This is a genomic window from Pedobacter sp. B4419, assembly GCF_059693725.1.
In genome coordinates, this window is sequence record NZ_JCASSL010000001.1 from 816,091 (window position 1) to 828,242 (window position 12,152).

The window sequence follows — 12,152 nt, forward strand, 5'->3', positions numbered from 1 at the left end:
AAATAGATGAATAAATCATTACCCGTTGCTTCCCGTTACTCCTGGCTCATTGTAGCCCTGTTATGGATCGTTGCTTTTCTCAATTACCTCGACCGCATACTGATTACCTCTATGCGCGACCCGATTGTGGCCGATTTCTCTTTAACAGATGCGCAATTTGGTCTGCTTACGGCGGTTTTTTTATGGTCTTACGGTATTTTAAGCCCCTTTGGTGGTTTCATTGCCGATAAGTACAGCAGAAAAAAAGTAATCGTTTTTAGTGTAATGATCTGGTCGGTGGTAACGCTGTGGACAGGTTATGCTACTTCTTTTCAAGAAATGTTGCTCACCCGCTTGCTGATGGGCGTGAGCGAGGCCTGCTATATTCCAGCTGCCCTGGCCCTCATTACCGATTACCATAAAGGCCGTACACGCTCGCTCGCCACAGGCTTGCACATGAGCGGTTTGTATGCTGGCTTGGCGCTGGGCGGTTTGGGTGGCTATATTGCTACCTTATGGGGTTGGCGCTTCGGTTTTCATGTTTTTGGCGCATTTGGCATTCTTTACTCTTTCGTATTGCTCTATGTGCTTAAAGATCATAAAGAAAAACCAACTGAAAATACAGAAGGAGAAACCTTAGCTCCAAGTGATGAAAAAGTTACGCCTTTGGGTGCCTTAAAAATGCTTTTCGGAGAATTTTCTTTTTACATTTTGCTATTTTACTTCGCCATATTGGGCATGGTTAATTGGTTGGTATATGGTTGGTTGCCTACTTTCTTAAAAGACCATTTTAAATTAAATTTGGGCGAAGCGGGAATATCGGCTACGGGTTATATCCAGATCGGTTCTTTTATCGGGGTAATTGTGGGCGGTATTTTGGCTGATAGATGGACACGCAAAAATAAAAAAGGCCGTTTGTACATGCTTATCATAGGCTTTAGTCTAGGTGCTCCGTTCTTGTTCCTCATGGCGTCTACCAGTATATTCAGCATCGCCATTATGGCCATGTTGGTATTTGGCTTGGCGAGGGGCTTTAATGATGCCAACTTGATGCCGATCTTGCGTCAGGTTGCTGATGGACGTTATATTGCCACAGGTTATGGCCTGCTCAATTTTTTGAGTACTATTGTGGGCGGATTGATGGTTTATGTAGGTGGCGCACTTAAAGATGCCCAAATAGATTTAGCCATTATTTATCAGGTTGCAGCAGCGATTATGTTAATTGCCACTTGGAGCCTATTTGCAGTAAGAATAAAAAACAACAGTTAAATAAACATGAACAGATTATTGATCGTACTAGCCGTTATTTTAGGTGCAATTGTAAATGTGCACGCCACCGTTGTATTGCCGGCCATTTTTGGAAATGGAATGGTTTTGCAACAAAAAGAAAACGTAAGGGTTTGGGGCAAAGCCAAGGCAAACAGCAATGTTGTCATCATTTCTTCTTGGAACAACAAGACCTATACTGCAAAAGCCGATGCCAATGGCAATTGGAAAACCAACATCGCTACGCCGGCAGCGGGCGGTCCGTATTCATTGAGTTTTAACGATGGCGCCAAGCTCACCCTAAGCGATATATTAATTGGTGAAGTTTGGCTGTGTTCGGGCCAATCGAACATGGAAATGCCTGTAAAAGGCTTTCCCAACCAACCGATATTAAACTCAAACGATATCCTGCTTGATGCAGATGAACCCAATATCAGGTTGTTTCGCATCCCAAGAAACATGAGCCGTACACCAGTTAATGAGCTCAATGCCAAATGGGAACCAAGCAGTATAGCAACAGCAAAAGAATTTAGTGCCGTAGGTTATCAGTTTGCGCGCTTGCTGCAACAGAAGCTGAAGGTTCCGGTAGGTATTATCCAATCGGCCTTTGGGGGTACTGATATAGAAGCCTGGATGACCAAGAATAGCCTAACGGGATTTAACGATTTTAAGAATCCGCCAGATACGGCTAAAATCATTAAAAATGATCCAGCGGTATTGTTCAATGGAATGTTGAGTCCAATTGTGGGCTTTCAGATTAAAGGTGCATTGTGGTATCAAGGCGAAAATAACCGTGTTAATCCGCTTACCTACGATAAAAAGATGGCAGCCATGGTAAAAGAATGGCGTACGCTTTGGGGCATTGGCAATTGGCCATTTTACTACGTACAAATTGCGCCAAACTTATACAAAGACCATAAAGAAGATGTTGCCTTATTGTACGAGGCACAAACCAAGGCCATGTCATTGATTCCCAATTCGGGTATGGTGGTAAGTGTAGATGTAGGGAGCCAAACTACCATCCATCCACCAAACAAAACCATCATCAGTAGACGTTTGGTATATTGGGCGTTGGCCAATGCCTACGGCAAAACGGGGATAGCATTTATGGGGCCAACTTATAAATCATTAAAAGTAACCGATAATAAAGCAACCGTTACCTTTGATAATGCCCCTCTTGGCTTAACCAGTTACGACCAAAAAGTGATTTCTTTTGAAGTAGCGGGAGAAGACAAGGTTTTTTATCCTGCCGATGCGGTGATTAGCGGCAAAACAGTAGTAGTGAAAAGCGACAGCGTAAAAGTTCCTGTAGCCGTGCGTTACGCCTTTAAAGATACATTAGCTGGCAATTTATACAATGTAGAAGGCTTGCCTTTGGGTCCGTTCAGAACGGATAGTTGGTAGGTTAGAGAGTTGTTGATTGCTAAACTGTTAATTAAACTTAAAAAGAAAACACATACTTAACCAGCAAGGTTCTTCGCCTCAAAGGCATTTCAAAAACCGATAATTGATTGGCGCTAGTGTTAAGCTGCTGATACAGGTCTTGGTTGAGCAAGTTAGTGCCTTGCAATTCGAAATAGCTTTTCCACTGGGCCGGCGCAAATTTGACATTAAAGTCTAAGAAGTTGTTTTTGATGACAGGTTGCAGCGATTGTCGATAAGCAGTAAAATGATAGGCAATAGCATAAGACAGCTCGTTACTGATTTGATGCTGGTACGTAGCTTTGATTTTTTGAAGCCAATTTGTGTTGCGAATCGTCGTACTGCTTAATGTTTGCTGCAAGTTTATGCCCCTGCTAAATTCTCCGCTTAAACTCAAGGTGATTTTTGTAAATAGTTTTTTTCGTGCCGTAAGCGATGCATTAAAGCGATAAGCCTTAAAGGGCGAAATTTCGTTGTTGTAAAAAACATTGCCCTGTTGAAGGTTCAGGCTGCCATAGGCCGAAATTTGGGTAGCCATAAAAAACAGGTATTTCGAAAAGCCGGTATTGAGCGTATAGTTATCGGCTGTGTTTGCAAAATTGATCGCCGTCGATCTGGTAATGCCGTTAGTAACGAGGTAAGAATTGATAAAGTTCTGCTCAGTTCTGTCGTAATTGAAAGAAATGTTGTAAAAGAACAGTTGCAGAGGCTTTCGATAGGAATACCTCAGACTAAAGGAGTTTACATCTGTTTTAGGCAAAGGCGTTTCATTGTAATTGAGCTGCCTGTAATTGATCAAGATCGTGCCCGAATAAATATCATTGATTCTTCCAAAAGTGGTTCTTTGGGTATACCTAAAGTTGAACTCGCTATAATTGCCCAAGTTTTTACGGAATTCGACAAGTGGATTAGCTAAAAAATAGTTGTTTTGATGGGGCGCTGCGTTTGGAGAGCTGTAATCAATCATGCTATAGGTTGGGCTGGCTTCTACCAGTATCGATCCTTTGGGAATGAGGTAAATGGCCGAAGCCTTGGCAAAAACCGAGAGTTGATCAAACTTAAGGTCGTTTATGAAATTCGGTCCCGCCTCGTTAACGGCAGCTGTGCTGTCTGTTTTAAATAAATGGCTGTTTAGCTGGTTATGTTCAAAAAAGGCACCTGAGGAAATAGATAGTACAAGTCGGTTGATTTTTGCCTTATAGCTAACACTCTGGTTGATGAAAATGTTGCAGGTACGTGCCTGTTGCTGCAATTGGAGATAGCTCAAACTGTCATTAATTATGTTTTTCTGGATCCCAGGCGAGATGATCAGGTTTTCATTGGTTTTGTAATACTGGACAATAGAGTTGTATTGGAGGATGTGGTTAATACCCAAGGCTTTTACCAATTGCGTTTCGTTACTTAACGATAGGTAATCTGTCGGTTGTTTTTGATCAAAAGCCTGTGTGTTTTGCACGGTATTTCCAACCCTGTTCCACTTGGGTAAATCTAATTTGGTAATGGATTTTAAATACACCGATGAACTGTTCTTTTCTACCTGCGCCTGTAATTTCCAATGGTTGAGCCTTTCGCTGTGATCCTGTATTTCCTCGTAGCGGATGGTGTCGGCATTTGCCAATAGATAATTAACCGAATTACGGTAGTTGAAGTCTTTTTTGAGTTGAATAGAAGCTGCATTCAATCGCCAAGACCAGTCAGACTTGGATTTGAATAGGGTATTGATATTTCCAGAAAAATCATGGTTCATGAGGTAGTATTTCTCATCGAGCGTGGGCAATACTTCGCTGGCCATCGAAAGATAGGGCAGAGGCGTTTTTAGTGCGATATCATCATTGTTAAAAGAGGCGCTGATGTTTTCGTTTTCGCCTTGCAGGTTCTCGCCAATATTGTTGGCTTTAAGGCTGTTGATGCTCTTGATTTTCTTCTGAAAAATAAGGTTGTTCAACTCTCCAGTATAGGCCTTATTGCCCAAGCCAGCGTAGCCATTGGTAGTAATGGTCGTACGTGCGCTGTCGGTTAGTTTAAGGTTAAGCGAAACATTGTTCGTGGTTACATAGCCATTCAGTGCTTTAATGGGCTGGTCGCGCTCAATTACCTGTACCTGCTCAACCGAGCCTACTGGAACCTTATTGGTGGCTAACCTGTAATTGCCGTCCAATAGGTTGTCGCCATCGATATACACATTGGCAATACGCTTGCCGTTATAGCTGATACCGCCTTTATCGTCTACTTGTATGCCTGGCAACCTGTTGATCAGATCGGCAATTACTCGATCATTTTGATCTTTAAATGCCTTTACGTTGTATTTTAAAGTGTCGCTAGAAAGGGAAATCTTATTGTCTGATTTGATAACCACTTCCTGTAACTGCGTCACTGTTTTTTTGAGGATGACGATTAAAGGAGCAGAGCTTGCTTCAATAGGCATACTCTGGGATTTGTAGCCCAAAGCATTTACCTTAATGGATAGTTGTTCGCCATTGCTTTGATACGTGCAGCTAAAACCTCCCTTTTCATCTGTTTTTGCGAAGGCAATTCCGGCACCATTAACTGTAATCACAGTTATAGAGGCCGCCACAACCGGATTTCCGATACTGTCTTTTACCAAGCCTTGCACACTGGCTTTTTCTTGGGCCGACAGCGAAAGCACTGCAAAAAGCAATTTAATAAATACGAACAGGCGCTTGGTACCCAAAGCAAAAGGTTTAATTGCTCAATTCGAGCGGATAGTTTACAGCGAATTTCTTGCGTACAGGACTTGCCGTATTGCCATTTAACGTAGCCTTATCTATCTGTATGTCTTCGCCACTGCTGGTACCTATATCTAAGCCTTCTTGATAGGCCTTTTCCATACGGCTATATTCGTTGGATGTAGTTGCAATCGCCGTTGCAGGCAGTTTGAGGGATAGCGCTTGAGGCAATGCACTGCCTAGGTTTACCTTTGTGCAGGTAAATTTGATGCGTTCTTTAAGATCGTAGGCCTCTAAAATCAATCCAGGCAGGCCTTGCAGTTTCCATGGCCCCGCACTTGATGGAATATCGGTAGTAAACCATGCGGTATAAGCCCTGCCTTTGCAAATCCCCGTGGCCTTTTGGCAGGTGTAGCCTAATAGGGTTTTGGTTTCGGTTCCTATTTTCCAATCAATGGCCTGTAAAGCCTCTTTGATCAGGTAACTGTTCCTGTTGAAATTCTTGTTCACATATAGATTCTTTTCTTTTTCATAAACGTAGATGTTATCTGTGGTGGTGCGCATGAAAAGACCCATGTTTACATTATTGCTTCCCGATTTGATGGCCTGTTCAAGTTTGGCCTGTTGCATCGAATCCTGGCTGATCTTGGTGTAGCTCGTATAAAGACTTTGCTCGGCATCGAATGCCAATAGAAAATCCTCGTTCCAAACACGGGCAGGGTTGGTGGTATCAGCGATATGAGAAAAATGAAAAATCGCAATACCTAAATTTCCTTCGGGCATTTGGCTGGTTTTAGTGCGGAAAGCATAAAAAACAAAAAGCAATAAAACGGCAGCAGAAAACTTAAAATAATAACGCATATAAATGACTTGCTAAGTGAATTTAAAAATGAACCATCCTCCAGATTCTATTTGGCTGTTAGTAACAGCCCCAGCTTAATTGGCTTTGCGAATATTCTAAAGCTGTATGCCACAAATCGTAGTTTGAAGCACTGCTTGGTCCAGAAACCCAAACCTGCATGGTTTGTCCGCACAAATCGGTAAAAGTAAAGCACATTTGTCTTCTGAAGAAGTTGCTTTCTTTTATCTTGCTGAGAGAGATGTTGATTTTGCTTTTGTTGTCGCCTTTTTTGGCTATTGTCTTGGTTGTTGCAAGGAATGCTTTTTTTGGAGTTAAGTCATTGGCAGAAGCGCCAACGGCTATAAATAAGCAAATGAATGCAATGAGTAAATGTTTCATGATTTTTTGTTTTAATAAGTAAATATTGATGGCTTAGAAGAAACAACCTGTTGCCATGTTCATGTGGGCTTCTGCATAGGCTGCAGCAGTATTGCACATCGAAACATCAGAAACGCTATTGCCGGCAGATACATATACGATCATAATCTGTCCGCATCCATCGTGAAATCCGAAGCCCATTTGTCTGCGGCGGGCATTTTCGGTTTTGGTGGTTTTAACTTCTATTTTGTTCCCGGCTTTTTTGATTTCGGCTCTGGTTACTGTTGGTTCGTCTTTTTTAGGTTTAAGGTCGCTGGCAAATGTGCTAGCTCCTACAAATAAGCAAATGAATGCAATGAGTAAATGTTTCATGATTTTGTTTTTAAGTAAATAATCAAAATTTTATCAGTTAGAAATGGAGGATGGTTCTAATAAGAGCGTTCATTCTGATGCTAAACTCAGGCTAAATAACTGCTTCAACAATGGCCAATCCATATTTGGCCATTCCTTACCGATATTCGTAGCCTTTAAAGAAATATCTGTATTTGCCGTTTTTTGGAGCGATTGATTAGGTGGCTATTGGCATTTGTTGAATAAGATGTGCAAATATTTGGGCGATGTTAGCGGATATCAATGAAAACCGGCCGAATATTGATCCACTATCAGCAAAAAGAGCATAAAGCGATATTTTTAGAAATTATTTTTAATAGTGCTGGTCTTAAAAAACGGTGCTATTTTTGTTGTTTCAGCTATCTTTTTCTACATGCGCTTAAAAACTACTTTTGCTAGCTATTCGTTTTTTGTATTGTTATTCTTGGCTTCTTGCACCAACAGCCAAAAAGAGAAGCAGGCCAGTCCCGAAAAGGTTGATCCCCAAAAAGATTACCTCTCGCATCTAATTTCGCTAGATACACTTTCTTCCGATGAACTAAAAAAGGCGACCTTCCGTGAATACAATTTATTGAAACAGCAGACAGATAGTAATTCCAATCCCTTTTTTCATTATTTCAAGGCCAAAAAATACAACTATGAAAAGCAACGCGATCTTGCTTTGGTCGAGTTTAATCAAATGAAAAGCAAAAAGCCCAATGATGAGGTCGATATACTCAAACGTAACAGCATACTCGACCAGCAATCTGGAAACGATGCTGTAATAAGGTCTACCTTAATGGACAAGATGCTTTTAGAAATGCAGGTTGCAGAAAGTTTGCACAGCAAGCTGACCTATCGCTACTATGATTTGATAGCCAAGGCCTATTACCTCAACAACAACTTTAATAAATCTTTAGAATATGCCAAAAAGTATTACGAAAGCCATCCTTATAAATTGCATCGGGTAACCAAGCAACGGTTTTACGATATTTCTTTTCTGTTGGCTGCCAAGATGGGCGATTACCCCATGATGTTATCCAGCAATACCAAGGCAAGAAACCTGGCCTTTAAAATTGGCGATAGCATTGCTATTGCCAGAACCTATGATAATGAATCACAGATTTATGATAAGCAGGGCCGATACGATAAAGTACTCGAATGTAGCCGGGTGTATTTCAATTACCTTAAAAGAACCAATAACCTTAACCATATAGCCTATAATAATTTGTCGGCGAGCTTTTTAAGGAACAATCGGCCAGACTCGGCCATTTATTATGCCAAAGAAGGCATAGCATTTTATAGAAAAAAACTACCGGGAAAACATAAAAGCTCTTTGTACGTGGGCTTGGCCGAAGCCTACAAATTGAAGGGAAATTATGAGCAGGCTTTGGTGGCGATTGATTCTGCACACGCGATCGAAATTAGGGACATTAAAGAAATAGAGGCGGTAAAGATTGCCGAATTGGAAGAGAAATACGAAACGGAAAAGAAAGACCGGAACATCATCGAGTTGAACAATAGGAACGAGCTCAGCGAAAAAATCATTAGGCAGCAGCGGTGGAGCCTTGGTTTATCGGTACTGGTTTTTCTGGGCCTACTTTATTTTTTATACTTCATTTACAAGCAGCAACAATTAAAGGCAAAAAACAAATTGCTGCAATCGGAAAACAAGCGTTTAGAAATAGAACAAAAATTGTTGCAAACGCAATTAAACCCACATTTTATTTTTAATTCTATTGCCAATTTGCAAGGTTTGATGTCGGCTGGTGATACCAAGGGCGTTTTGCTTTACCTTGGTGCATTCTCTAAATTGCTGCGGAGCATCCTGGAACAAAGCCGTAAGGAATTTATCGATCTCGATGAAGAAATCGCTACTTTGGAGAACTACCTACAGTTGCAGCAAATGCGTTTTACCGGCCTCTTCGACTACCAGGTTAATGTTGACGAGAACTTAAACCTGGAGCAAACCCTGATACCGCCGATGCTGATACAGCCCTTTGTGGAGAATGCGATAGAACATGGTTTCAGGAATATCTCTTACAAAGGCATTTTAACCATTAATTTCAAGGCTGAAAATAAGGAACTGCATATCACAATAGATGATAATGGCCGTGGACTTGGCCAAAAGGAAGCTAACGGTCCACAAAAGCAATCACTGGCGCAGGTGATCCAAAAAGAACGGCTCGATGTACTCTTCAAATCGAAGGGACAAGAGGCAAAATTTGAGGTAGCAGCCAAAAGAAGCGAGGGGTCGAAAGGCGTTTTGGTACAAATAGCAATCCCATTGATTAAAGATTAACAGTTATGAAACTTTATATTCTCGAAGATGAAGCGAACATTCTGCAGCATATTCTGCAGGTGGTACAACGGTTTGATTACTTGCAGGTAATTGGACATTCGGCTGAAGTGGCCAAAGCAGCCATAGAGATCCCTGCATTAAAACCAGATCTGGTTTTGGCCGATATCAGGCTTAAAGACGGCGATAGCTTTAGTTTGTTTAACCAAATCGGAATAGAAGACTTTCAGGTTGTTTTTTTAACGGCTTACGACCAATATGCCGTACAGGCACTTAATTTAGGCGCATTTGGCTATTTGTTAAAGCCATTAGACGAGACAGCGTTAGAAACCGTATTGGCTAAATGCCATCGCCACAACGAACAAGAACATTTCAATAAGCAACAGCTTGAAATTGCCCTCAACCACTACCTAAAAGGAAATGTAAGCACCAAACGGATTGCCTTAAAAAGCCTCGAGTATATTGAAATTGTAGAGATTGAAGATATTGTATATTGCCAAAGCGATAAAGGCTATACCACTTTTTTCCTAAAAGATAAACGTGAAATCCTGGTATCGAAAGGTCTGAAGGAATACGAAAACATCTTGATTCCCTTAGGCTTTATCCGTTGTCACCAATCGTACCTGGTTAATTTTAAATATGTAAAGAAATATTACAGAGAAGGCTACTTGGAGTTAGAAAATCATGAAAAAATACCAGTATCCAGCCGCAAGCGCGACGAAGTACTGCGATACCTGCAAAATATCTCGTAAATGCTATTGCTTTGTGGTAAAGCCATCCAAGAGCTCCATGGTTTTAACCGCTTCTTCTCCGCTACATGGGTTATTGCCCTGATTTAAAAAGTAAGCAACAACTTGCTCAATCATGGGTTGTTCTACATGTTGCAGTGGCTGAAAGTCTAATGTTTCTTCTGTTCCGTTAACCGTAAGTTTAACTTGATGACCAAACATCGGGAAGCTGATTTTGCCCTTACTGCCATAAATCTGGCATTCGTCTACTTGTTGGCCCTGAGCTACCGAAAAGCACCAAGTGCCGTTAAAAACCACACCATTTTCAAATAAAATATGCCCTGTTACCAAATCATCAACTGGGCTTTGGCCTGTTTGGTTGAGTGAAATGCCATCGAAGCGCTTAATTGCTCCAAAGTAATACAGCATCAAATCGATTTGGTGAGGGGCAAGATCGTGAAAAAGACCACCGCCAGCAATAGTTGGATCCATGCGCCAGTTCTCTTCCGAGTTGGCAATGATGGCACTTTGCTGAGGCTGCAACATCCGCAAATCTACCAAACGAATATCGCCAATGGCATTTTCGGCCAATAACGATTTGATCTTCAAAAACATCGGCTGCGCTCTGCGGTAATGGGCTACACTCAGTTTGGCGCCATATTGCTGGCTAGCTTCCACCATGCGTTTGGCTGCTGCGGCATTTAAGGCCATTGGCTTCTCTACATACACCTGTTTGCCCGCTTTTAATGCCTGGATGGTATATTCCTCATGTTGTAAAGGCGGAGTAGCCACATAAATGGCATTGATTGCTGGATCATTGATCAGTTGCGAGGCATCATTGTACCATTTGGGCACGCCATGACGCTGGGCATAATCGGCCGCTTTTGCAGCGTCTCTTCGCATCACGGCCACGAGCGATGAATTGGCTACTTTGTTAAATGCCGGACCACTCTTTACTTCGGTAACATCGCCACAGCCAATAATGCCCCACTTAATTTCTTGCATTGATCAATAGGTTACTTGTTCTGCTGCTAAATTAAAAAATCTAACAAATAAATTGTTTAGGCTAGGGCTGGAGTGGTATGTTTTTTCTTTTTGCTCTTCTTCTTTTTGTTCAGCCAGATGATAAAGCCTGTTACAGGCAAGCTGGCAGCGATTAAGCTCACCAAAAAAGCGATGATCTTTCCTGGCAGGCCAAAAAGTGCGCCAATATGCAACTCGCGGTTGGTCGCCTCAATCAGATCGGCTTTGTTAAAATCCTTGTATAGTTTTTGTCTCAGCAGCAATCCGCTTTTCTCTTCATAAAAGAAAGTGTTGCTTTTGCGGTACCATTTATAAGGGTAGATCAGTCTCAGACGCAATTCTCCGGTTTTGCGAACCGTTAAATTGCTCGATACCACACCCGGATATTGCACAAGCGCTTTGCTGTAGATATGTTCGTAGCGCAAAGCTTGTGTTTCGGTTGCAGGAGCCACTTGGTCCTTCATTTTTTTGCCGTCGGTCAGTTTGTCGCCTGTCACAAAGCTTACCATATTCTTCACCTCCTTAAAAGCGAAAAAACATCCTGTAAGCACGCTGATGATCAAAAACCAAGACGCATAAAAACCCAACACCTGATGCAGGTCATAATTTACACGTTTAAAAGAAGCGCCCCACTTAATGGTGAGCGATTGACGAATCAGACGAATTTGGTTCGGAAACCAGATAATAATTCCAGTGATGAGCATGATGCCAAAAATGACTACGGCCCAACGCTGGATGAACTTGCCGGTTTCGCCCATCAACAAACTGGTATGGATCTCTTCTACGGTATCCAACCAATCGGCTTTGCCTTTATAAACCAGTTTGGCATTGTAGGGGTTAAAAAAATAGGTTTGGTTTTTGGTCGCTACTTCTACGGTTGCATTCGGGACTGATTCGGTAATCCTGATTGCCGTTATTTTTTCCTTTGGAGCCAGTTGCTGTAAACTGGTCACAATTTGGGCCATCCCCACAAAAGGCTTTTGCGCTGCGGTCACAAATAAACGGTCGTGCTCGGTCGCCTCTCGTATTTCTTCCTCAAAAACATAAATGCAACCAGTTATGCTAATGATAAACACAATTAGCCCGGATGCAAGTCCGAGCCAAAGGTGTATTTGTCTGAAGATTTTTTTATTGTTTTTAGTTTTCTTAGCCATGGTGCT

The 12,152-nt window shown here is 41.8% G+C and carries 10 protein-coding genes; 4 read left to right on the plus strand and 6 right to left on the minus strand.

Annotated elements, in window-relative coordinates; all coding sequences use genetic code 11:
* The first annotated feature begins 6 nt into the window (after window positions 1-6).
* Complete coding sequence (locus AC570H_RS03280; RefSeq protein WP_497351672.1) at window positions 7-1,248, plus strand: MFS transporter; 1,242 nt, start codon at window positions 7-9, stop codon at window positions 1,246-1,248.
* Between the two features lie 6 nt (window positions 1,249-1,254).
* Window positions 1,255-2,649 (plus strand): sialate O-acetylesterase, encoded by a 1,395-nt coding sequence (locus AC570H_RS03285; RefSeq protein WP_497351674.1) that lies wholly within the window; start codon window positions 1,255-1,257, stop codon window positions 2,647-2,649.
* A gap of 37 nt (window positions 2,650-2,686) precedes the next feature.
* Here AC570H_RS03285 and AC570H_RS03290 read toward each other — a convergent pair whose 3' ends face one another.
* The 4 genes from AC570H_RS03290 to AC570H_RS03305 are packed head-to-tail and all read right to left on the minus strand — an operon-like array spanning window position 2,687 to window position 6,945.
* Entirely contained in the window at window positions 2,687-5,359 is a 2,673-nt protein-coding gene (locus AC570H_RS03290; protein ID WP_497351676.1) for a hypothetical protein, read from the minus strand.
* Window positions 5,360-5,369: 10 nt separating this feature from the next.
* Window positions 5,370-6,215, minus strand: a complete 846-nt coding sequence (locus tag AC570H_RS03295) for a GLPGLI family protein (RefSeq protein WP_497351678.1) — start codon at window positions 6,213-6,215, stop codon at window positions 5,370-5,372.
* A 58-nt stretch (window positions 6,216-6,273) separates the two neighbouring features.
* Window positions 6,274-6,594, minus strand: coding sequence for a hypothetical protein (locus AC570H_RS03300; protein WP_497351680.1), 321 nt, complete (start codon window positions 6,592-6,594; stop codon window positions 6,274-6,276).
* Between the two features lie 33 nt (window positions 6,595-6,627).
* Window positions 6,628-6,945, minus strand: a complete 318-nt coding sequence (locus AC570H_RS03305) for a hypothetical protein (protein ID WP_497351682.1) — start codon at window positions 6,943-6,945, stop codon at window positions 6,628-6,630.
* 391 nt (window positions 6,946-7,336) lie between these two features.
* Here AC570H_RS03305 and AC570H_RS03310 point away from each other — a divergent pair, with 391 nt between their 5' ends.
* Window positions 7,337-9,244, plus strand: coding sequence for a sensor histidine kinase (locus AC570H_RS03310; protein WP_497351684.1), 1,908 nt, complete (start codon window positions 7,337-7,339; stop codon window positions 9,242-9,244).
* Between the two features lie 5 nt (window positions 9,245-9,249).
* Entirely contained in the window at window positions 9,250-9,993 is a 744-nt protein-coding gene (locus tag AC570H_RS03315) for a LytR/AlgR family response regulator transcription factor (protein WP_497351686.1), read from the plus strand.
* A gap of 3 nt (window positions 9,994-9,996) precedes the next feature.
* Here AC570H_RS03315 and AC570H_RS03320 read toward each other — a convergent pair whose 3' ends face one another.
* Together AC570H_RS03320 and AC570H_RS03325 are read right to left on the minus strand one after the other, a co-directional pair.
* Window positions 9,997-10,974, minus strand: coding sequence for a Gfo/Idh/MocA family protein (locus AC570H_RS03320; protein ID WP_497351688.1), 978 nt, complete (start codon window positions 10,972-10,974; stop codon window positions 9,997-9,999).
* 56 nt (window positions 10,975-11,030) lie between these two features.
* Entirely contained in the window at window positions 11,031-12,146 is a 1,116-nt protein-coding gene (locus AC570H_RS03325) for a PepSY-associated TM helix domain-containing protein (protein WP_497351690.1), read from the minus strand.
* Window positions 12,147-12,152 lie beyond the last annotated feature (6 nt).